At 45.7% G+C, this 23,080-nt stretch carries 16 protein-coding genes; 1 reads left to right on the forward strand and 15 read right to left on the reverse strand.

The genetic code is table 11. The annotated features are described in order from the left end of the window. Window positions 1–93: 93 nt before the first annotated feature. The 12 genes from BN1938_RS03010 to BN1938_RS03065 all read right to left on the reverse strand — a co-directional run bounded on the left by BN1938_RS03010 (window position 94) and on the right by BN1938_RS03065 (window position 13,490). On the reverse strand, window positions 94–1,332 hold the full coding sequence (locus BN1938_RS03010; protein ID WP_050639176.1) for a uroporphyrinogen decarboxylase family protein: 1,239 nt from the start codon (window positions 1,330–1,332) through the stop codon (window positions 94–96). A gap of 16 nt (window positions 1,333–1,348) precedes the next feature. After that, window positions 1,349–1,672, reverse strand: a complete 324-nt coding sequence (locus BN1938_RS03015; protein WP_025653827.1) for an L-rhamnose mutarotase — start codon at window positions 1,670–1,672, stop codon at window positions 1,349–1,351. Window positions 1,673–1,767: 95 nt separating this feature from the next. After that, window positions 1,768–2,805 carry a uroporphyrinogen decarboxylase family protein gene (locus tag BN1938_RS03020; protein WP_050639177.1) on the reverse strand — a complete coding sequence of 346 codons (1,038 nt, stop codon included), beginning with the start codon at window positions 2,803–2,805 and terminating at the stop codon, window positions 1,768–1,770. Window positions 2,806–2,895: 90 nt separating this feature from the next. Next, entirely contained in the window at window positions 2,896–4,137 is a 1,242-nt protein-coding gene (locus BN1938_RS03025) for a sugar ABC transporter substrate-binding protein (RefSeq protein WP_242843793.1), read from the reverse strand. Window positions 4,138–4,245: 108 nt separating this feature from the next. After that, entirely contained in the window at window positions 4,246–5,271 is a 1,026-nt protein-coding gene (locus tag BN1938_RS03030) for an ABC transporter permease (protein ID WP_050639179.1), read from the reverse strand. Next, window positions 5,271–6,320: an ABC transporter permease gene (locus BN1938_RS03035; protein ID WP_050639180.1), complete on the reverse strand. Its 1,050-nt coding sequence runs from the start codon at window positions 6,318–6,320 to the stop codon at window positions 5,271–5,273. The genes BN1938_RS03030 and BN1938_RS03035 overlap by 1 nt, the downstream gene beginning before the upstream one ends. Further along, complete coding sequence (locus tag BN1938_RS03040; protein WP_070102397.1) at window positions 6,305–7,843, reverse strand: sugar ABC transporter ATP-binding protein; 1,539 nt, start codon at window positions 7,841–7,843, stop codon at window positions 6,305–6,307. The genes BN1938_RS03035 and BN1938_RS03040 overlap by 16 nt, the downstream gene beginning before the upstream one ends. 23 nt (window positions 7,844–7,866) lie before the next feature. Then, on the reverse strand, window positions 7,867–9,348 hold the full coding sequence (locus tag BN1938_RS03045) for a peptidylprolyl isomerase (RefSeq protein ID WP_050639181.1): 1,482 nt from the start codon (window positions 9,346–9,348) through the stop codon (window positions 7,867–7,869). Between the two features lie 36 nt (window positions 9,349–9,384). Continuing rightward, window positions 9,385–10,023 carry an SGNH/GDSL hydrolase family protein gene (locus BN1938_RS03050; protein WP_050639182.1) on the reverse strand — a complete coding sequence of 213 codons (639 nt, stop codon included), beginning with the start codon at window positions 10,021–10,023 and terminating at the stop codon, window positions 9,385–9,387. Window positions 10,024–10,138: 115 nt separating this feature from the next. Further along, window positions 10,139–11,200, reverse strand: coding sequence for a uroporphyrinogen decarboxylase family protein (locus tag BN1938_RS03055; RefSeq protein ID WP_050639183.1), 1,062 nt, complete (start codon window positions 11,198–11,200; stop codon window positions 10,139–10,141). 101 nt (window positions 11,201–11,301) lie between these two features. Next, window positions 11,302–12,606, reverse strand: a complete 1,305-nt coding sequence (locus BN1938_RS03060; RefSeq protein WP_050639184.1) for a hypothetical protein — start codon at window positions 12,604–12,606, stop codon at window positions 11,302–11,304. A 131-nt stretch (window positions 12,607–12,737) separates the two neighbouring features. Next, window positions 12,738–13,490 carry an AraC family transcriptional regulator gene (locus BN1938_RS03065; protein ID WP_050639185.1) on the reverse strand — a complete coding sequence of 251 codons (753 nt, stop codon included), beginning with the start codon at window positions 13,488–13,490 and terminating at the stop codon, window positions 12,738–12,740. A 154-nt stretch (window positions 13,491–13,644) separates the two neighbouring features. Between BN1938_RS03065 and BN1938_RS03070 the strand changes: the two genes are divergently transcribed. Further along, window positions 13,645–15,900: an extracellular solute-binding protein gene (locus BN1938_RS03070; RefSeq protein WP_050639186.1), complete on the forward strand. Its 2,256-nt coding sequence runs from the start codon at window positions 13,645–13,647 to the stop codon at window positions 15,898–15,900. Here BN1938_RS03070 and BN1938_RS03075 read toward each other — a convergent pair. Genes BN1938_RS03075 through BN1938_RS03085 form a run of 3 tightly spaced genes read right to left on the reverse strand, consistent with a single transcriptional unit; the run spans window position 15,894 to window position 22,781 of the window. After that, window positions 15,894–18,332 (reverse strand): response regulator, encoded by a 2,439-nt coding sequence (locus BN1938_RS03075; RefSeq protein ID WP_050639187.1) that lies wholly within the window; start codon window positions 18,330–18,332, stop codon window positions 15,894–15,896. The genes BN1938_RS03070 and BN1938_RS03075 overlap by 7 nt on opposite strands. Window positions 18,333–18,354: 22 nt before the next feature. Beyond that, on the reverse strand, window positions 18,355–22,206 hold the full coding sequence (locus tag BN1938_RS03080; RefSeq protein ID WP_330581536.1) for a diguanylate cyclase: 3,852 nt from the start codon (window positions 22,204–22,206) through the stop codon (window positions 18,355–18,357). Then, complete coding sequence (locus tag BN1938_RS03085; protein ID WP_050639189.1) at window positions 22,203–22,781, reverse strand: TetR/AcrR family transcriptional regulator; 579 nt, start codon at window positions 22,779–22,781, stop codon at window positions 22,203–22,205. Before BN1938_RS03085 ends, BN1938_RS03080 begins: the two co-directional genes overlap by 4 nt. Window positions 22,782–23,080: the final 299 nt, after the last annotated feature.

A 23,080-nucleotide genomic window follows, 5' to 3' on the forward strand; every position in this document is an offset into this window, starting at 1 on the left:
ATCTAGTGAAACTTGGCAAACGGACCGCCCGCAGAAAGGGACAGGAAAGTTTCCCCGCCCGCGGCAGAAGTCCCGCCCCTGACAGGCGCCCCCCTACCTGCTATCCGCCACAGCCTTATACATAGCAAGCAGATTCTCCGCCGGTACATCCGGCATGATATTATGTTCCTGATTGAACACAAATCCGCCGCCCGGTCCGAAGATATCGATCATTTTTCTTGTATAGTCATATACTTCCTGTGGTGTAGACCTGTTTAATACGGATCTTGTATTGCATCCGCCGCCCCAGAAAGTAATATCATTTCCGAATTCTTTTTTCAAAGTCGCAGGGTCCATCTGGTACGCTGTTGTCTGTACCGGATTGAGTACATCATATCCCGCATCAATCAGGTCTCCAATGATTGGATATATGGAACCGCAGGAGTGTAAAAATGTCTTCATGTTACTGTTCTTGTGGACGTAATCATTGAGCTGTGTGTGATAAGGCTTGAACAGCGTTCTGTATTTCTCCTGGGACATAAACATCCCTGTGTCCATTCCCAGATCGTCTCCAAATCTGAGTATATCCACAATGTCACCCACAGCGTCGCATACACAGCTTAAGGTCGCCAGGTGCCGTTCCATCAGCTGATCCACAAGTTCTTTTACATTTTCCGGGTCTGCATAGATATCCATCAGGAAATTATCCATTCTGCGCAGGAAAGTTCCCCACTCGAACAGATTGCAGCCGCAGGTAATCATCAGTGCCTTGTCCGTGCTGGCTCTCAGCTCCAGGGTGCGCCTTCTCAGTTCACTGTAGAAGCCTCTCTCCCCTGCGTGATCCCACGGACTGTGCACGAGAGCGCTCCACAGGACTTTGCCCATCTGGTGGTCCAGGTCAGAATAATCCTCCGGGTAGTCGTCCACATACGGGAAATATGTCTGATCGAAGAAGGTTGCTCCAACTGGCATTTTTGCAATCTGGGTTCCTTCTTTGTCCACAACAATGTAGTTTCCATTCTCCTGGCGAATGGGCTGAAACCATACCGGATACTGACCGGTGGAGCCGTCTGCCAGAGTCACATCATACCAGTCGCTGTCTTTCTCATTGAATACTCTTCCAATGTCGATCACATCCACTCCGAATTCATCAATGATATTCTGCTCCGGTATGACTACCTGCTGTACTACGTCAAAGATGCGGGTATGCCCGTCTGTAATGCCCATGTGCTTCTTCAGGTTGTTATAAGCAATCGCCGAGATTCCTGAACTTGGCGTTGCCCCCAGATCCAGCGGCACATAATCCGGTTCTTTATGGTTAATTGCCGCCATCACACGCTCTCTTGAATTCATACCAAGACCTCCGTCCTTAATCTAAATGATAGACCTCTTCCATCTCAGCCCACCATTCGCCTTCTTTTCTTTCCTCAAGCGGCTGCTGGAAAGGCATAACCAGATCCCACCACTCCTGTGTCTTTGGGTCTGCCGCCATTTTGTCCATATCTGCTTTATAGTCATCTCCTGTATATTCATAATATGAGAACAGTAATTCCCCAAAATTGTAAATGGAATAATTAGAAATATTGCATTCCTTGATCATTGCATTAATTTCAGGCCATATATGTGCATGATGATATTTGTAATCATCCAGTTTTTCCTTTTTTACTCCTATGATAGATCCATATCTCTGCATTGCTGCACCTCCAATTGATAAACATGATACTGCGTCCTGCCCCACCCATAAGGGCTTATATTACGGGATACTTTCTAAGTATATTAGTTAATCTCTTAATAAACCTTCTGTGCTTCTTCAAACAGCGCATGAATATTTTCCGGCGGTACATCCGGCATAATTGCCTCGTGGCTTGGGGAAATAATCAATCCTGTCGGGAAAATTTCGCGCAGTTCTTTTACTTTATTACGTACATCTTCCGGGCTGCCATGTACGAGCAGATCCTGAGTATCCACGCCTCCGCAGAAAGCTACCTGATCGCCAAATTTTTCTTTTAGCCCTCTTGGCTCCATTCCTGCTGCCAGCGCCTGAATTGGATGAACAATATCCACGCCCGCCCCAATCAGATCCGGAATTACATCTGCGATTGAACCGCAGGAATGATAGATTACTTTTACACCGTAGCTGTGTGCTTGCTCTACAAGGCGTTTACATCCCGGGATAATAAACTGGCGTACCATGTCCGGTGATAACATGAGGCCTCTCTGGCTGCCCATATCGTTTCCAATCAGGACTGCATCCAGTTTACCCTTTGTTGCTTCAAAAAAGATCTTATTTGCCTTCAGATAGAATTCCATGACCTTTTCATTAACTGCTTCATAAATTTCAGGATTTGCAATCATATTCATAAGTGCAGTCTCCATGCCAAAAGCGGCACAGGTATCCTGGAAATGAGCCGACCAGAGGATTCCCAGTCTCACTTTTCCTTCCGGAGCTGCCTCGACACGGCGTAAACACTCTTCGGGATCAATGTATTTTTCTGGATCCGGCCATTCAAAGAAGTCCAGATCTTCCAGCTCCTCGGCATCCTTAAAACATCCGTCTGCCGTCAGGGTCCGGTCCTCCGCATCTACATCGCCATCCATATACCAGTCAAATGCGGCATAGATCGCGCTTGCGGTCGGTGATTTGTACGGAACTTCCACTGCATAGAAATCATCTCCAACCGCCAGTTTTAACTCATGCATGTCTTTAACGCCATAATACTCAAATAATGCCGGCTGTGAAAATATATCCGGCATGCCAAGCCATGCAGCCGGGCGGTCTACCGGTTTTCTCTCAACTGTTGCCAAAAAACGTTCTTTACTGTTCATCTGCCTCTCCTCTTTCACAGGTCAGGCGGAGGTTGATATACCATCCTCCGCCCGACCGTTATCTGCTATTACAATTTTACTAACTCTTGCTTACCACTGGCATGGAAGGAAATCTTCTACATTGTCAGCGCTGATGATGTCTGTTCCGATGTAAGCAACTCTCGGAATTTCTTCGCCGTTGAAGTACTCGGACATTGTTCTTACTACAAGACCTGCGTCTGCCTGGCATGACTGGTAACTTGCGTATTTCAGTTCGCCGCTCTGAATCAGCTCTGCGCCCTGTTTGGAGATACCAGCTGCTACGATGATGATGTCATCGCGTCCAGCTGCCTTACAAGCCTCTGTTGCACCGATTGCCTGGTCAGAATCGTCTGCAAGCACGATTGCGTTCAGGTCGTCGCCATATTTTGTAATCCAGTCAGATACTACCTGTTTTACAGCGGAAGCCTCAAATCCTGGTGACTGTACGTCAAGAGATTTGATGTCAGGATATTCTTCTGCTAATGTGGACATAGGTCCGAATGTACGTGCATAGTATGGTGATGTTCCTACATTGTGTGTGATGTAGCAAACTCCGCCTTTTCCGCCAAGCTCTTCACCAAGCTTGCTTGCCAGGTTTCTCATCTGATACCAGTCGTTCGGGCCTGTGTAAGCCAGAATATTGTTCATGGCATCTGCCTCTGGAAGTGTGTTGCTGCAGAATGCAGGGATGCCTGCTTTTGTAATCTTCTTGAACTGCTGTCCGGCGTGGTCAGCACTTACCGGGATTACTACGATTGCATCCGGGCTCTCATTGATTGCCTGGTCAACATATCCGTCCTGTGTAGACTGATCCCAGTTAGGATCGTATACATCACATGTCATGCCGACTGCTTCACAAGCTTCCTCAAAAGCTTCCTGATAGCAGGTTGTCCATGCATGAGCTCCGTGTACGATTACGATGACGTGTTTACCCTTCTGTCCGTCAGCCGGAGATTCCGGGAATTTTGCATCATTTGAATCATCCCAGTCAAGGTACTCATAGTAGTGCCATTTGTTTATGTCGCTGTCATCAAGTTTTTCCAGTTCTTCTGCATCGCCCTTTGCTTCCGGAACATCGAATGTGGTTCCCTCTTCCAGCAGTGGATGATTGTCTGTTGTTTTGAGCTCCTCAATTGCTTTTGCTAAAAGGTCTTTGGATTCTGCCAGGTTATCCCCGCCGCCGCTGGAATCCTCTGTTTTCGTGTCTGCTTTTGAATCAGATTCTTTGGAGTCACTTCCGCAACCTGTGAGGCTTACTGCACTTACCAGCATAAGCCCGCTGAGCAATACTGCTACATACTTTTTGAACATTTTTCTTCCTCCTTTTATTTTCCTTGGGTTTCTTATTAAAAACATGTCCCGCATGCTTCTAATCTGAGTTAAGCTGAACCTGCGATTATTCTGATAGAAAGATCTTGCCTATGAAGCCTTGCCCAGCTCCTTCATGGCCTCTTTATGCAGGTTCGGCCTTGTACCTACTGTCTTGTTTCTGTTATACAGTGCGATAGTCTCATATACAATACATCCGATCAGGATCGCTGCAATGACAAGCACCTGTATCTCTGTTTTCTTGAAAATAGCTTTCAGAAGTGCAATGGCTACCAGGGATACCCAGGTCCACACAACGCTTCCTTTTCCTCCGTTGATAGCAGTACCGCCGATAATGGTTGCCGTCAGCGCGATCATCAGGGGGCTGATTCCCTTCTCACCCATTGTAATACCTGCTGTTCCTGAGTAGATACCATTTAACGCTCCACCCAGTGCACAAGCTGCAGAAGAAATTACAAATGCAAGTGTTGTTACACGGTCACTTTTAATACCTGCCAGCCATGCTGTCTCCAGGTTACCGCCGATCATATATACATTCCGCCCGAATCTTGTGTAGCGCAGAACAATCATAACAATAAAGACAACGATTGTTGTGATCAGGAAATATGTTGAAAACGGCAGGAACGGAACCAGGTTTTCATTCAGGACATCGCTGAATGCATAATCTTTTCCGATACTCAGTTCTTCACCGCCTGTGTAAATGTACATGGATCCCTTCAATACAAACTGCATACCCAGTGTTGCGATAAAGGAGTGGATCTTCAGCTTCGTAACAAGGAAACCGTTAATGCATCCCACTAAGACTCCGACCAGTGTTGCAATCAGGATGCAGACAACCCACGGAAGACCAGGTTTGTCGTGCAGTCCCAGACAAAGCAGCGCTGCAAATGTGGACATATACATGATCGTCAGATCCATATGTCCTGCAATCATACATGTTGTAAATCCTAAGCCCAGCCAGATAACAAGGCTTCCGTTTCCTGTAGCGGCACTAATGTTGTACATGGTATAGAAGTTATCTACAAAAAGACCAATAATCAATATCAGAGCCAGGAAAAGATAAGATCTGTTTGCATTAATAAAATTTGCATTAAGTTTAAATTTCTTATTTTTCATTATGCTCTACCCAACTTTCTGTTAGAATAAGTATTCAGCCATACGATAAACAGGAATACAAGACCCTGTACCAGATATTTCTCATAGGTTCCAAGACCGATCCATGAAAGGATGTTGTTAAGGATACCGTAGGCGATTACACCTCCAAATGTTCCAACTACTGAACCTTTACCTCCGTTTAAGAGGCATCCGCCCAACAGTACGGCTGTCAGACAGGAGAAGTCATATCCTGTACCGTTTTCGTAGGATGCTGTCTTACGCAGTGCTGCGAAGAAGATACCTCCGATGGATGCACAGACACCGTTGATGATATAAGCGGTAATCAGTGTTTTTGCACAATTGATACCTGAGAATTTTGCTACTTCATAGTTCGTACCGATGATTTTCAGTTTCTGGCCAAATTTTGTCTTGGCGTGAATAAACCATGCGATGATCATGATTACGATCATAACGATCGCCATCAGGGAAATGTACTTTCCGATATAAGTTCTGGCAATAGAGAAGAATGTATTTGCAGCGTTCTGTGCAAATTCCGTATCCTTTGCCACTTTATCTGCATAGAGCTGTTTTCCTTCCCATACAACACGTACGATACCGGACAACAGAAGGTTGAAGCCCCATGTCCAGATGATTGGGTTGGCTCTGAGCTTACCGATCATGAAACCATTGATAAAACCGATGATTACACCGGATAATATACCGATCAGCATCGCAACCGGGAAACCGAAGTTAATGGTCTGCACCGTCATCATACCGCCCACAGCCATGGTAAGCGGAATGGACATATCGGTCATATTGCCGGAATATGTAATGAAAATAAGTCCCGCACTGACCATACCGATCAGCGCAACCGCCTCCAGAATGGACTGGATATTGCTGGCGGCGAAGAATGTACCCTTTGATACAATCATACCTATAATAATCAACGCAACTACAACAACGTAAATACCTAGCTTATTGAATATAAGACTGAACTTGTTGATTTCTTCTTTTCGTGTATCTACTTTTGGCGCGCTTGGATTTGGATTTTTATTTATTTGTTCTGACATGATACGTACTCACCCTCCCCATTAGCTGCAATCAACAGTGAATTCTCATTGATACCTTCTTTTGGAATCTCGCCGATAATATGGCCTTCTCTCAGGATTACCGCGCGGTCGCAAAGTCCTACAACCTCCGGCAAGTCACTGGAAAGCAGGATACAGGCATTGCCCTGTGAAACAAATCGCTTAACCGCATCATGGATAACCTGTTTTGCATTGACATCAACGCCTCGGGTAGGTTCATCCAGGATCAGGATGTCAACATCTGCCGCCAGCCATTTTGCCATCAGGACTTTCTGCTGGTTACCGCCGGAGAAGCTGTTTACCTGTCTGTCTCTGTCTGCCGGATAAACGCTCATCTCGTTAATCTTTTCGTCTATAAGGCCGTACTGTTTCTTGCCGTCATAGATAATGCCGGGGCCGCATCTGTCAATAATACATGACGTAACATTGTCTGCAACCGTCTGAGGAAGTGCAAGGCCTACGACCTTTCTGTCCTCTGTCAGGTAACCGATTCCACCCTTAATGGCTTCTCCAAGATCTTTGAAATGAACCTCTTTTCCATGGATGTATTCTTTTCCGCAGTCAACCTTGTCAACGCCTGTCAGTCCTCTTGCAATCTCGGTACGTCCTGAACCTGCAAGTCCGCAAATAGCAAGAACCTCCCCTTTGTGGAGATCGAAGTTCACATGATGGTAGAATCCCCATCTTGTAAAATCTTCGACTTTCAGTACCACTTCATCGGTAACCATGCTCTTATGGTCCGCATAGAAGCTCTTTACAGGCTCACCGACCATGCACTCTACCAGCTGTTCCGTATTGGTCTCGGAGATCGGGAAAGAATCAACCAGCTTACCATCTCTCATAACCGTAACCATGTCTGCAATCTCAAAGATTTCACTTAAGTGATGAGAAATATATACGATAGCCAGTCCCTGTTTCTGAAGATTTCTTACAATCTCAAACAGCTTATTTACTTCTTCGCTTGACAGCGCGGAAGTCGGCTCGTCCATAACCAGGATCTTCGGTTCGGAACCGAGCACCTTTGCAATCTCAACCAGCTGTGCATCACACTGGCTGATCTCGGATACATCCAGCGTCGGATCCAGATCATCCAGACCTACCCGGCTTAGCAGTTTCTTCGCTTCCTCGATTGCTTTCTTCTTGTCAATGAACAGTGCGTTCTTTTTGGGAAGGCGCCCAACAAGAAGGTTCTCATAAATAGAAATCCTCCGTGCCAGTGATAACTCCTGGTACACCATTCCTATCCCGTACTCTTTTGCAAGATTCGGTGTGTGGAGATTTCGCTTCTCCCCATTGATGTAGATCTCTCCGGTATAATCATTGAAAAGACCCGCAAGCATTTTCATCAAAGTGGATTTACCCGCTCCGTTTTCCCCCATGAGGGCATGAACTTCCCCCGCTCTCACCCGGAAATCGACCTTATCAACAGCCAATGTACCGGGAAATCTCTTGGATACGCTGCGCATATCCAGTGCATACGCTTCATTTTTTGATGCGTTACCCATGCTGATTAACTCCTTTCGTGTTGCTATTTATTGATTTCACCGCCGGCAAACCCTAAAACGTAGCTGTGACGCTTTACTTTGGCAGTATCCAGCAGATTCTGATACCATTCTTCATAAGCATCTGTGCGCATATCTTCCTCCGCTTTTACCTGCCACGCCTCAGCACCCGTGCCGGCGTAATAAACCACATGAAAACCGCCTTCCGTGTATATGACACTGCAGTCTCCAGGCTTACGCCCATCGTCAAACACCCATTTATCAATTGCATCATCCAGATTATCTCTGGTCAGATTTTCAAAATTTCCGTCTGCCTCAGATAAAGATTCATTTTCTGAAGCAAGCGCCCCGAAGCTTTCCTCTGTTTTGTTTCCTTTTTCCCATGTCTCCAGCAGCTCTTCCGCTTTTGCACAGGAATCTTCATATAACTGGTTCACTTTATCATCATAATCTTCTGAACTGCCATCCTCCAATGCTGCATCCACCGGAAAACAGATGTCTATAATATCAGCCGTCGGATAGCTGCTCTCGTTCCTGCTGTGGAACACCATCACATAGTATCCGGAACCATCATCAATCACATTTGCATCGCCGTCTTTTCGTTCTGGTGAAAAAAGCCATTCCCCATAGGAAAAGTTCGGATCATAGTAGGCATCGTCAAAAGCATAATAGGTTCCATAGTCTTCAAACTCACTGCTGGCTTCCTTCAGATCCCCACCCTTTTCTACTTTGTCGAAGATCTTCTGTGCTATGGAAAAAGCATTCTGCTTTTCTTCCTCTGTCGGCTCTGTATCAATATCACTGGCCTTCACATAAAACCTTTCATAATTGACAAAAGTATATTCCGGAAGGTGTTCCTCATAATACGCTTTTATCTCATCTTCGCTGAAACGAAAGTCAGCCTTGATCTGGTCACTGTATTCAGCCGCCAGATGGGAATAGGTAAGATGCTTCCCGTAGAGCTTTTCTGACATTTTGCTGCCGTATATATTTTCCAAATACTTGTCTGTACTGATTCCGGCATCATCAGCTCTGCTTTTTATGTCTTCCAGTGCAGTATCGATCTCTTCCTGCGCCTCACTGCTCAGTTCAAATCCTTCTTTCTCTGCCAGAGCAGCCGTCCTTAGAACGCTGGACATAGACTCCACGGTCTGATCCTCAAAATATTCGAACCAGGACTGATCATCGTCATAGGGCTGGTCTTTCAGAGATGTGCTGTCATCAAACATATACTCTCTGAACTCACTGTGTTCATCCAGATAAGAATTATAATAAGCATAGTAGTAATAGTTGAATTCACTCAGCTTATACCCTTTCCCGTCTATCGTGACCGCAGGAAGGATTCTGACCGGAGCACCGCTCTGAAAAAATAAAGCTGCAAGGATTCCGATAACGATCAGCACTCCCAGTACTACTGCAAAGATTGTGATCTGCCTGTTCTGGCGCTGCTTTTTTGCCTGCTGTTCCTGTTTCTTTGTGCCCCCGCTGTTGTTGATTTTTCTGCTCATAGCCACCTCTTATCAGCACAAAGGCCTCTTTATCTGTTATCCAAGGATCTCTTTTACTTTTTCTGCAAAGGCTTTCCCCAGTTTTTCGTGGTATTCCGCTTCCATATGTACCCCGTCCCTGACGGATGCCTTACCGTATTTGGACGCGTCTATAAAGTGCACTCCGTTTTCTTTTGCAAATGCCTCATATGCTTCTGCAAACTTTTCTGAACGCTCAACTGCGCCGTCTCCGAACATATCGAAGAATAGTGGAACATCCTTGTAAGACGGATCAATCAGGAGCGGAGATGCTAAAAGTACTTCCGGTCTGTTTCCTGCCATCGGCACCGTCTTCACCGCATTCAGATAGCGTCCGAAACCGAATGCTATCGTGTAAGGGTCCGCTCCGAATCTGGCCTTCAGATCGTTCGTCCCAAGCATCAGAATAATCAGGTCAAGAGGAGACTGTGAATCCAGGCAGGTCTCAAAATAAGTGATACCGGAAAGTCTGTTTTCAACCGGATCATCGTGAACGGTGGTCCTTCCGTTATATCCTTCTTCAATCACCTGATACTCATTTCCCAGTTCAGCCGCCAGAATCCCTGTCCACCTGACATCGTCCGGGTGTCTGGTCCCTTCAGCCGGAACGGCTCCCCAGGTGTTGGAATCCCCGAAACAAAGTATTCTCTTTTTCATACTGCTGTTTCCTCCTTAATTACTTCAAGTATGCCCCGGCGGAGAGCCGCACGTCATGCTCGGCATGCACAATACCTAAGCTCGCCTCTCCCTCCGCCAGAGGCTTATTTACTAGTTAAATAAATTTCTTTCTTGCTTCATATAAAGCTATGATATTTTCCACAGGAACGTCGCCCTCAAAATCCTGGCTCGGCCCCAGAATATATCCTCCATCCACATTCATCGTCCTGATGATGTATTCCGTCTCCGCCCTGACCTCCTCCGGTGACCCGAAAGGCAGCAGGTTCTGTGTGTCCACACCGCCCTGAAAGCAGAGCTTGTGTCCGTATTCCCGCTTTAATGAATCGACTTCCATTCCCTTAACCTTCTGAATTGGCTCCAGTCCGTCAACCCCGCATGCAATCAGGTTCGGAATGATCTTCCTGACCGCCCCGCAGGAATGCTGCAAGTAAAAACAGTTATATTTATGTGCCAGCTGAACCAGCTTTTTCGTATTCTCCGCAAAGTATTCATCCCACATCTTTGGGCTGAACAGCAGACTGATCTGCGTCCCATAATCATCACAGGGCCGGATCAGGTCAATCGCCCCATCCCCTGCTTCCAGCATCCTCTCATACATCTCCATGTAAAACTGGCTGTAACGGTTCAGCATTGCCTTTACCATCCCCGGATCCTCCGCCATCAGCATATAGAAAGATTCCGCGGGATACAGATCCAGAAATACCTGATAAGGCCCAGGCCATCCGATCCGGATTGCTTTATCCTGATGCCGGCCGCAGAAACGCTTCACAGCCTCATAGTCAAAGTGATCGGGATTGGGCCAGTTTCTGAAGGCCATGAGGTCTTCCATTGTCTCAACATGTTCAAGAGGCCTTTTGATGGTATGGCTGTTATACTCCACACCGTTCCATTTTTCCACATACTGCTGTCCAAAAGGATGTGTATGCACTACCTCGCCTTTTGCGTTAACAAAATCCGGTATCTTAGGCCCGATATATGGTGGAAAATCCATTACCCTTGTGTCAATCTCCAGGATATCCATAACCTCATCTGCCGTCTCAACCTGAAAGTAATGCTGCATCTTCTCCCATGCAGTCTCAACAGCCTGCATCGTTGCAGGGACACGGTCCGGAGTCTTGTGCTCAAAAGCTGCCCTCACACGCTCCTTACTATTCAATTGATATCCCTCCCTCAGAGTTCCTCTTCTTGTTAAGCTCATTATAATTCTGAGGGAGTTTAAAATCAATTTAAATTTAATTTTAAATTTAAACGTTTAAATCATTTTGCATAGTCCCCTGCAACACGCATCGCAATCTTCTCCCATTTAAACAGCCGCTGTGGATCATGTCTTACGGTTGAGATATCTTTGAAGATAAGTTCCACATGGCACTGCCCCTCTGTCAGCTCCATAAACTCTCTGATTTCTTTCTCAGCCTGGGCCTCATCAAACATATTGCCCGCAACGATGGCCGGGTTCGGCTTTCTGCTCATGACATAGTCCGTCCCAACCTCACGAATGATCTTTTCACTGTTACACCAGGGTGATACGGATATCTTACGCAGATTGGGTATTTTTCTAAGCATGGAAACCTTCAGGTCCAGCGGTTCACAGCATCCGTAATAGGTAAGGCCAAACCGCCTGAGCCACTTCAAATCATGTTCAACTGCGAATTCCCAGTGCATCTCAGGAGATACGGTTGAGAATATCTGTGCATTGGAACATCCCCACATGTTCTTTGCAAGTATGTGTTCCGGATTAAAATCCTCACCGGGAAGCTCGGTTGTATACCCGTAACCGCCTGAACCTACCCGGGTGTTATTGCAGTCCAGTGATAACAGGTTCTGCTCTTCAAACTGATCCAGCTCCACCATCCATGCCTGTACCATTTTTTCATAGATGTCATGTACCATATCCGGCCTCATGACCAGATCCATAATCGCTTCCTGCACGCCCCACCAACGGATCAGGTAATCCCACGGCGTATACCATATGTGGGTCTGCCCCACCTTTTTGACAGGGATTATTCCCGCAAATACATCCTGCATTGCATCATAGGAATACTGCGTAGCCCTTTCATAATGGGTGATCACCGGCATCTTGATCTTTTCAATGTCTTCCGGCTCCTGGATCTGAATCTTAAAATGCCTGGAATAGATCTCATTTTCCTGATCCGTATACGCGGCATCCACGTCTTCCACAATACCAAAATCCGTGGAGTGGATCGCCAGCGGACATTCGATATAGGGGTTCACCACCATATCTCCGGGGAAATGGTTCCACTGGAAAATTGTCTTTTTCAGCGTGTCCTCCAGATTTCTCGCCCATGGATGTGTGCACTTCAGGGTCAGCTCATCGTTTACATTCATCTCATGCCATGGAATCTCATTGATCCATACCATTGGTTTTACCGATTTTTTGTCATTCAAAAGCGTCCAGTTTCTGGCATTCTCTTCATTTCTTTTATCGCCTGAGATCTCCGCAATCCTCTCTCCCAGTGTTTTTAAGATATCTTTGTCCTTCTGTGTAAGTATAATTTCTTTCTCCTCCGGAATCACCGGTTTGTGTGACGGATCATGCAGCATACTTTTTTTCCTCCTTTACTATATACCTGCAGGCTCCCAAAGAACCGGGACCTGCAGATTCTTCCAGATTTTTACTCTCTTTTTTCCATCCTAACACTCCATGAAAAAAGCCACAACGCTCTGTTGTGGCTTTATGGTTGCTCAATGTGACATTTTTTGTATTCACCGGGAGTGACTTCCATATATTTTTTAAATGCTCTGGAAAATGTCTTGGAATCACTGTATCCGCAGAGGGCAGCAGCCTCACTCACTGTCCTGCCCCCAAGCAGAGCCTGGGCTCCCACACTCATTTTCCTGGTATAGATAAACTGGCTCGGGCACATGCCGAATATCTCTTTAAACCGCCTTGTAAAATAAGACCGTTCCATACCCGCACACTCTGCCAGCTCCTGCACCCCCGGATTCTCAGCAATGTGCTCATCAATATACTTCAGCACACGCTTCATGCGCCGGCTGCTCGTGCGGTAGATTGGCAGCCTCTCATTGATCCGCTTCAAAAAGATATCGAACAGCCTGGACACGTCCTGAAAACAGGCGGGATCACGCTGCAGGAGCCGAATGCTGTGAAGCAGATAATACAATTCTTCATCCGAACGAATTTCAATGCAGGTAAAATTCATAGCCAGGGAGATATCCATCTCCACATGAAACCAGAGTACTTCCAGCGGGTCGTCCAGGTCATGCCGCAGAGAATAGGGCTGCATCACGGGTAGTACATAAAAACACCCTTTTTCCAGCTGCACCTCCTTTTCCCCCTGCCGGAACCAGGCCTTTCCCCCGCAGACATAATACATGCGGTAAAATGCGGCGCATTCATCCGTCATGCCCCAGTCCGGAGGGCACAACGTATACTCATTTTGTATAATCTTAAACTCGAAATGCACGGTGCGCCTCCTTTGTAACAGGTCAGTCCATACCTGCCTGAACCGTTAACTTCATTTTTAAAACGTTTAACTTTATCTTAAATTCCGTTTGACTTTTTTATTTACTTATGACAATATTATTATAAAATTTGGAGAAAAGCAAGGAGGGATTCTTATGGCAACATTAAAAGATGTTGCGGAAAAAGCGGGCGTTTCGATTGCGACCGTCTCAAACTGTATTAATAATACGAAAACCGTAAAACCCGCTACCCGGGCAAAGATCATGCAGATCATTGAAGAATTAAACTATATTCCCAATGCATCCGCTAAGAGCCTCAAATCTGAGGCATCCAGAGAGATCGGAGTTGTATTCCCTGATATTGATGACTCCTGCCATGCCGATATTCTGAAGGGAATCATCTCCAGCGCAGAGAACATGGATTATACGTTAAATATATCCTTTTCTTATCACACGCCAAAACTGGAGCGCAAGATCATAGACCAGCTCATCGGCAGAAATGTAGCCGGTATCATTCTTATTACATGCCAGCCCCAGAATGCAGACTATTTTCAGAACAGCATTGTCAGGCACAACATTCCAACCGTATTTATCGATCATTTTCCCGATAATATAGACGCAAACTTTCTGGCATTTGACAATTACAATTCCTGTTACTATCTTACGAAAAAGCTGATTGAAAACGGATATCACAATATTGACCTCATGATCGGACACAGTGATTACTTTTCTGAACGTGAATGTGTCCGGGGATTTACCGATGCCCACGATGACCTGGAACTGGAATTTGACGCCGATCAGATCATTGAGACGCGCTTTACAAAAGAATCCTCTTTCCGAAAGGCCATGTTTAATATCGTAGAAAAACCGCCTCAGGCAATTATCACTTCGTCGCATCCACTGGCTAAAGGGGTGATTGAGGCCTTTAATCTCTGTTCAATCAAAATACCAAAAGATACCTGTATCATCACTCTTGGAGAAGAATCCTGGAATGAGAGCAACTACCTGCCGAACCTGCTGCACACGTCCCGTACCGCTTACACGCTTGGCATCCGCAGCATTCAGGTTCTCATGAAGAATCTTCAGGAGTCGGCATTTTTTGAAAAGGAGTTCATGCTCTTCAAAGACAATGTGATAGGAAGCCATATCAAGATTCCCAAGGCTCCCATTCCCTACCACATCCCAAAGGCTCCCAAGAGGACACTGCGCATTATTGCCACCTCCATGCCAACTATCCTCTCATTATATGCAGTATCAAAAGAGTTTGAGAGGCAGCATGAGGTTAAGATAGAATTTGATTTTGTAAGCTACAGAGAACTGATCGAAACGATCGTTGCAGACAGTGCCAGGGAAAAAAGCAGATATGATGTATATATGTATGATATCTCATGGCTTACATATCTGGTAAATTTAAATGTACTCACAGACATAACCGAACTGATTACATCCAACGAGGTATTTTCTAGGCATCTTGTTCCAAAGAACCTGTCCAATGCATGCTATAAGGGACGGTATTACGGATTCCCTATCGTGGGCGGATCCCATATCCTGTTTTACAGAAAGGATTTATTTGAACAGCCGTCCATCCAGAACCAGTTTGAAACAAGGTACAATATGCCGCTGCGTCCTCCTAAAACCTGGAAAGAATTCAACGGCATTGCACAGTTTTTTACGAAAGAATTTAACCCCTATTCGCCGACTTTATACGGAACATCCGTCATCGGCAGCGTCAATGAAGAATTTGCCCTGGAGCTGCAGATACGTCTCTGGAGCTTCGGGGGCGGCCTGTATGACAGCGCCGGCCGCCTGAAACTGGATACGCCTCAGAATGTCAAGGCACTGCAGAGTCTTCTGGATACCGCCCGCTTTACGGAACACGGCATTTCGAACACCTCCATCAATTCCAGTTTCCAGGATTTTGGAAGCGGACGTACCGCCATGCTTCTTTCCTTTACAGAATACGGAACGCTGATTAACGACTGCCTGCACGGGGATATTATAACGAAAATCGATTACAGCATGCTCCCCGGTCAGACTCCGGCTAATGTAGGGTGGCATATGGGCATCAGCAAGACGACCCGCCATACAGAACTAATAGCAAACTACTTTAAGTGGATATCTCAGAAGAAAACAAGCTACTATATGACGACCTTAAACGGGCAGTCCACCGTACTTTACCCCTATGAGAACCAGGAGATTTTAAGGCTTTATCCCTGGATGAGACTGAACACAAAGTGCATCGAGAAATCCCGGAACCGGGTCTATCCGTTCCAGGCTCCCGACAGGATCGTTCCTCCGTATGAGATAGAGACGATCCTTCAGGACGTATGTATCCAGGCTTATCAAAAAGAACTTTCCCCGCAGGATGCCCTGCGAAAAGGGGAGAGCAGAATCCGGAAGCTGTTTCAGTAGAAGTGCCTCTTAAGCGTCCGGTACAGGAGCTCCGGTTCGATGGGCTTCGCAATATGGGCGTCCATCCCCGCTTCCTGGGATTTTGCAACATCCTCCTGGAACGCATTCGCAGTCATGGCTATAATCGGAACCTTGCCTGCCTGCGGATGTGTGCTGGACCGGATCGCCCGGGCCGCCTCATATCCGTCCATCAGCGGCATCTGAATGTCCATCAGAACGGCATCGTAATACCCCTCCGTTGATTCAGCAAAAGCCTCCAGAGCCTGGGCTCCGTCTGCGGTTGTCTCCACATGGATGCCCGTCATCTGCAGAATCTCCACGGCAATCTCCTGATTCAGCGCGTTGTCCTCGGCAAGTAGCACCCTGCGTCCACTGAAATCAAAGTCCTGCGCTGGATTATCTGCCGGCGCTTTTTCTTTGCCTTTTCCGGTAATGTCCAGCAATGTGTTGTAAAGAGACGACGCAAACAGCGGCTTCGCAAGAAACTTGTTCACACCTGCTTCCCGTGCTTCCTCCTCTATCTCTCCATAATCATATGCGGTGATAATAATAATCAGTGTATGATAGCCCACAATAGACCTGATTTTTCTGGCAACTTCCACGCCGCTGATCTCCGGCATCCTTAGATCAATAAAACAAATGTCATAATCCTCTCCGGCTTCGTGTGACTGCCGAATTTCCTCCACGATTTCCATGCTGTCCGTCACCCATTTTGCGTCAATTCCGAATTTCTGCAGAAGCAGTGATGCATACTGGCAGACATCCTGATCGTGATCGCCAATGAGCACTTTCAGCGTATCCAGCTCCGGATATTTCTCATAAGAACTGTCTGAATCTGCCAGGTCAAAGGGCAGCTCCACCGTGAATGTGGTTCCCGCATTTACCTTGCTTTTTACCGCAATCGTTCCCCCCAGAATTGTAACCAGGTTCTTTGTAATGGGCATTCCCAGTCCGGTTCCCTGCATATGGGAATATCCCTGCCTGCGTTCCTGTTCGAAAGGCTCGTACAGATGTTGTAGAAATCCTTCACTCATACCGGTTCCCGTATCGGATACGGTAAACCTCAGCCTGATCCGTCCCTTCTGTGAAAACAACTGCCTGACATCAAGCCTGACATGACCTCCCTCAGGCGTAAACTTTAGCGCATTTGATAAAAGATTGAGCAAAATCTGATTTACACGCATGGAATCTCCGATCAGCTCCTCATCCATCACTCCCTGTATGGATTCATCGAATTCAAGTCCCCTGTCGACCGCCTGCGGATGAATGATCGCAGTCACTGACTCCAGGAGACGCCCGAGATCAAACTTTTCATGGGAGACCGAAAGCCTTCCGTCTTCAATTTTAGACATATCCAGTATGTCATTGATCAGGGAAAGCAGATGCTTTGAGGAAAAACTGATTTTAGCAAGGCAGTCTTGTATTCTTTCTCTCTCTTCTATATGCGCCGCTGCAATCGTTGTCATCCCGATAATTGCATTCATCGGAGTCCTGATCTCATGAGACATTCTGGAGAGAAAATCTGATTTTGCCCTATTTGCGTTTTCAGCGGAGCGCAGAGCATCACTGAGCTGCTGAGCCTGGGCTTTGAGTTCTTTCTGCATCTCACGCAGCTCTTTTACGTCCGTGACATCAATGTAAATAAGCAGATATACAGGAAAGCCGCCAATCCAGTCCACACAATCCCCGTTAATCTGCATCCAGGCAGTCTGGCCGTCCTTATTCAGCATCTTTGCCAGAAAATGTACATGTTCTCCTTTTTTTATACGGCTCATCTGGGACAAAATTACATCTCTGTTCATATCCAGATTCATCCTAAGAGTCTGTTCTGACATATCCCCGAATTCTCCGATCCCGAAAAATTCCTGGAATTTATCATTCGCCTCTAACAATTTCACATCCCGCTCTGTTTTCACCAAAAACTTTGCAGCAAATCCCGGGATGTTATGATATGTAATAGACTGTGTCTTTTCCATTTCAATCAGGTCGTTGATATCGGTGATGACCGTATAGGCAATCGGAATACCGTCAAGCACTTCCTCTGTAAAGCGGCCGTTCATCCTCACCCACTTATGCCCGCCGCCTTTGACCGGCATACGGGTAATAATACTGTACCCTTCTTTCCCTGCCTCTGCCGCCTCCATTACCGCCCCGCGGATCTTATTCAGTTCATCCTCATAATGATGGCTCGTATAATAGATATCCGGTCTGTTCCGGAACCTTGCCTGATACTCTTCTTTAGAATAACCGATCAGGTCATAATAAAAATCATTGGACCATACCATAGTATAGTATTGATCCAGCAGGTGTTTGCTGACACTCACCTGCAGCGAACTCATAAGCATGATGTATTCTGCCTCTGACTTATTCTGTTTCAGGGGATTTTCCACTTTTGGCAGATATTCTTCTTCCCTTCCATTTCCATCTTCCATTTCATTACCTCCCTTCATCTATTCACTCAGAATTCCTTCTTTTTTGCCCGCGCTTATCCTGCTCTGATTTGTAAGGTGTAATATCGTGGCAGGCCAGCAGGCATGCCTCATCACTGCCCCATTTAATCATACAAGCATCCGCTATGGACCAGACATCCAGCACCGGGTTGTACACCTCCATTGTTTTGCTTCTTATACTCTTTATTCCTCTGACAGGGCATAGCTCACAGGGGCTTTCTCTATGAAAAAAAGCTTTATGGCAGCACATCCCTGTCCGTGCATCAGGTACCGTATCCCTTGTTTTTGCATTAATGTAAAGAAGGCGGTAACTGTCAGGATCAATGACATAGATCCATGAATTCTGGTTGTCCAGTATCATATCCAAATTCTCGGCTGCCTCGAGAGCACGGTCCTGTGCCCTCTTCTTCAGCAGAAACGTGGATAAAAATTCTGCAATAAATTTAAGCGCATCAATCTGGTTTCTCGTCCACAGCCTCATGGCCAGGCAGTCGTCAAAGCCTACAAAACCTGCAAATCTGCCCTCGTCGCTCACCGCACACTGCAGCATGGACCGTATGTTTCTTTTATATAAAAACGGATGTTTTTTCTTTGAAAAGTCAGAAATATCCTGACAGTAAAAAATTCCATTTTCGTCAAAATTATTCTGATATTCACAGCCAAGATGCTTATATTCAATATTACGCAGCCCGCCGATCTCAGGTTCGATTCCTTCATTGCACCATTCGAAGGTATTCGTGCATCTCGTGCCGTCCACAGAATTTTCAAATATATAAACACGGCTGACATTATAGCGCATCCCAACCATCTCCAGAATCGACCTCACCGCTTTTTCAATATCTCCTGATTCATATAATTTCTGGAATGACTCAGGAACAATACTGTCTACACTGACCTCTTCTTCCCCATACGAATCGATCCGGGTGCCTGCCGCCGTACTCTGTTCTGAATTTAGTACGAATGATTTCTGCATCACTGCTGCATCATAAAATGCATAACCGTTCTTGCCGCTCTGCTTAGCATGGTACAGCGCCCTGTCACACTTCTGGAAGAGATTCTGAAAGTCCAGTCCATCCTCTGGAAATAATGCAATACCAATACTGCATGTCAGACTCAGGTCAGAGAGTTTATCATGATAGATACTTTTCAATACCCGGATAATCTTCTCCGCCTTTTTATGCAGAAATTCTCCTTTTGTATTGTATTCCAGAAAAACCAGGAATTCGTCCCCTCCAAAACGGGCAATGATATCTCCTCCCCTGAAAATATCCTTGATCTTAGCGGCTGCTTCTGCGAGAACAGCGTCTCCAAACATATGTCCCATAGAATCATTCACCTGTTTGAAATTATCCAGATCAATAATCATAAGTGCAAACTTCGTTCTTTTTACAGACGATCCCCCTCCTGCAAGACCGCAGTCCGAAGAATTCGTCTGGGTATAACCTGCTTCCTCTGCCCACTCCAGGCGGCGTCTGATCTTCCCAACCGCCGTATCTTTATTGAATACTTTTGTCAGCGAATCCATCTGCACTTTCGCAGACAGCTCTTTTATCTGGCGCTTCTCACCGTCTATATCTATAATGACACCGATCACCCTGACAGGCTTTTTCTCCTCATTAAACTGGGTAGTCACGCGTATCCTGCACCAGAGGTACTTTCCCTGTGCATTGGCAATTCTCACTTCAGTTTCACCATACGGAATTCCAGCAGAAGCGCTTTTCATCAGCTCAAGAAGTGCAGGCAGGTCTTCCGGAAAGATATGGGAAGCTTTCTGGATTTCAGCGAAGATATTTTTTGACAGAGGCTTATAACCGAACTTTTTCTCCCAATTTGAGGAATAACTAATTGTATGCTTTTCGAGATCCCCCTCAAAGGTGATATCATTCGTCTGATTCATAATAATGCGGTAACGCTCCATTGAAAGAGCCATCTGCTCCTGAACTTTTTTGATCCCACTGATATCCGTAAGGATACAATTCACATATTCTATCCCGTCCGCACCCACAATCAGCCGGCATTTTTCCAGAACCCACAGCGCAGCGCCTTCCCTTGTCAAAATCCGATACTCCAGCGTCTGTGCTCTCCCCTCAGACAACTGTTCCCTGTAATGCCTATGTACTGCAGGCTGGTCTTTTGGATGGATCATCTCAATATACCGGTCATGAAACTTCTCTTTAATTTCTTTTCTGGTGTAACCAAATAACGAAATAATCCCATTATTCAGGTATGTAATCGTAAACCATTGGTCATTCATACACTGCAGAATACCAGCGGGAAGGTTCTCCGTCATAAGATCGTGTCCGGATTGCCCCTCCACTTTTTCATCTATCTCTTCCGGCTCTTCCCTTTCCCATATAATCAGTACTTTATGTTGTTTGGGACTCTCGATATTCACTCGCAGGGAAGTTGCTTTATACCAGATATATTCTCCGGATTCACGGTGCAGAACCCGATAGCTGCGGGTTCGTTTGATCAGCCCGTGCTTAAAAAAGTTCTCCATATATTCACCCAGGATTCCTTCAACAAGAGGACGGTCATCCGGGTATATTGCATGATCTATAAAATTACTCAGCGATTCTTCAAAGGTACTGCCGGATCTAAGATCCTGAAAGTCCTCGTTTTGCTGATAAACCAGATGATAGACCCCGCTGTCCATATCAAGTTCAACCACTGTCGAATCCAGGTGTCTGAGCAAGGCAAAATATTTCATCTGCTCCAATTTTGGTGCATTTTCCTGATCTGTATGCAGTACAGGATCCAGGGTGTCCTGGTATTTAAATGCAGTGCCCGGAAGATTACCGTCCGCATATTCACGGGTCAGCCGGAAGAACTTAATCCGCACATTCTTGAGGCATTCCAGCAGCTTTGGAGAGAACATTCCGCACTCCCCATTGAGTATCATATTCAACGCCTGCTCCGGCTGAATGGCTTTTTTATATACCCGGTCTGTAGTCAAAGCATCATAAGCATCGGCGATCCCCACTGCCTGCGCATAAACCGGGGTATTGTCGCCGATCAGCCCATCGGGATATCCTTTTCCGTCCCAGCGTTCATGGTGATAGCGGCAGATATTATATGCATACTTCAGATACTCCTCATCCCCCATTCTGCCCAGACTTGAAAGAATCTCACACCCCTTAACCGTATGCTTCTTCATGATTTCAAACTCTTCGTCTGTAAGACGGCCCGGTTTATTCAAAATGGTGTCAGCAATTGCTATTTTACCAATATCATGGAGCGCCGCCGCTTCTGCAATGACCTGAATTGCCCTTTCGTTCAGCTCGTATTCCGGGCAGGAATACATGACATCTTCCAGAAGCACCCCTGTAAACTTGCGGATTCGCAAAACATGCTGCCCAGTCTCCGCGCTTCTGTGCTCAATTATGGAAGAAAGGGTGTCCATGATTACATCCCTCGATTCCCTCACTTTCATTGTCTGTTCTTGCAGCATTTCTTCCAGATGCATCTTATGACGGTTCAGTTCTACTGCATTACGTACCCTTCTTCTGACAACATGGGGTTCAAATGGCTTAATAATAATATCAGACGCTCCCATATCAAAGGCACGTACTTCGTTTTCCATAGAATCCTCGGAAGTTATAATAATAACAGGAATATTAGTCATAAGACCATTCTGTCCCATTTCCTGCATAACCTGAAATCCATCTTTTACAGGCATGACCACATCCAGCAGGACAGCAGCCAGAGATTCCCTGTACTGTTTTATCAGCATCAGAGCCTGTTCTCCATTTTCCGCTTCCAGCAGATTATATTCCTGCTCGAACAGTACATGGAGAATCGCACGGTTCACTTCCATATCATCTACTATTAAAATGGTGTCCCGGTTCATTCTCATTCCCCCCTGGCGTCTCCTGCCACATTATTTACCAATGTATCTATGAACTTCCTTCTCTCTTCTTTTTTGTATATATCCACGCCGCTGTATAGCTTAAAAGTACTGGCAGATATAATCGCCACCTGCAGAGGCTGTATAATCTGAAGAGCTATAATGCGGAGTTCCAGCTCATTCTTTCTATTCTGAAACAGCTCTTTTAACATGGGAATCATATACAGTTCCACCTGCATGCTGCCTCGCTGGACTTCCATAGTCAGCATGAATTTCGCCAGTTTTTCATATGCTTCAGACAGTTCGAAGATCGTATCCAGCATATTTTTAATTCTTTCTGCCGGATCCATTGACTGCATTTCTGCTCGGTTCAAAATCTGTGCTACCGCATCATCAACCCTTTTTTCGATAGCGGCTGCAAGAAGATTGTCCTTGCTTCCAAAATAATAGTTTATTAGTCCTGTTCCTACTCCTGCCAGCTTCGCAATGCCACGGACAGTGATTTTGTTTACGTCTGTTTTTTCTTTTATCATTATGCCTGCGGCTTCAATGATTTTATCTTTTGTATCCTGGCTGCAGTTCATAATATTTGTTTACCTCCATAAATCCACTGTATACTTTTGTTTATATATTTTTTTGATCATTTTACTATAGAATATTGAACTTGATTTGAACACGTTCAATATAGTAAAAAGTATAGTCTTTCACTATCCTTTTGTCAAACTTTTAGCCGGAAAACTTTTGGGTAACGTTGAATTAGCGGGCGAAACAGCCCTCAGGATTGAAATTAGATATTTCATAATGATAGCTATAAAGAATGTTTGAAATGAATCCAATTCATTTTATTGGATTTATTAACATATATTATATAAAACTGCCGGTT

The organism is Eubacterium sp. SB2, from assembly GCF_001244405.1.
Lineage (GTDB): Bacteria > Bacillota > Clostridia > Lachnospirales > Lachnospiraceae > Faecalicatena > Faecalicatena contortus_B.

Coding starts and splice junctions, on each gene's coding strand:
- BN1938_RS03010 (WP_050639176.1), bottom strand. CDS start 1,332: ATGAATTCAAGAGAGCGTGTGATGGCGGCAATTAACCATAAAGAACCG.
- BN1938_RS03015 (WP_025653827.1), bottom strand. CDS start 1,672: ATGCAGAGATATGGATCTATCATAGGAGTAAAAAAGGAAAAACTGGAT.
- BN1938_RS03020 (WP_050639177.1), bottom strand. CDS start 2,805: ATGAACAGTAAAGAACGTTTTTTGGCAACAGTTGAGAGAAAACCGGTA.
- BN1938_RS03025 (WP_242843793.1), bottom strand. CDS start 4,137: ATGTTCAAAAAGTATGTAGCAGTATTGCTCAGCGGGCTTATGCTGGTA.
- BN1938_RS03030 (WP_050639179.1), bottom strand. CDS start 5,271: ATGAAAAATAAGAAATTTAAACTTAATGCAAATTTTATTAATGCAAAC.
- BN1938_RS03035 (WP_050639180.1), bottom strand. CDS start 6,320: ATGTCAGAACAAATAAATAAAAATCCAAATCCAAGCGCGCCAAAAGTA.
- BN1938_RS03040 (WP_070102397.1), bottom strand. CDS start 7,843: ATGGGTAACGCATCAAAAAATGAAGCGTATGCACTGGATATGCGCAGC.
- BN1938_RS03045 (WP_050639181.1), bottom strand. CDS start 9,348: ATGAGCAGAAAAATCAACAACAGCGGGGGCACAAAGAAACAGGAACAG.
- BN1938_RS03050 (WP_050639182.1), bottom strand. CDS start 10,023: ATGAAAAAGAGAATACTTTGTTTCGGGGATTCCAACACCTGGGGAGCC.
- BN1938_RS03060 (WP_050639184.1), bottom strand. CDS start 12,606: ATGCTGCATGATCCGTCACACAAACCGGTGATTCCGGAGGAGAAAGAA.
- BN1938_RS03070 (WP_050639186.1), top strand. CDS start 13,645: ATGGCAACATTAAAAGATGTTGCGGAAAAAGCGGGCGTTTCGATTGCG.
- BN1938_RS03075 (WP_050639187.1), bottom strand. CDS start 18,332: ATGGAAGATGGAAATGGAAGGGAAGAAGAATATCTGCCAAAAGTGGAA.
- BN1938_RS03080 (WP_330581536.1), bottom strand. CDS start 22,206: ATGAGAATGAACCGGGACACCATTTTAATAGTAGATGATATGGAAGTG.
- BN1938_RS03085 (WP_050639189.1), bottom strand. CDS start 22,781: ATGAACTGCAGCCAGGATACAAAAGATAAAATCATTGAAGCCGCAGGC.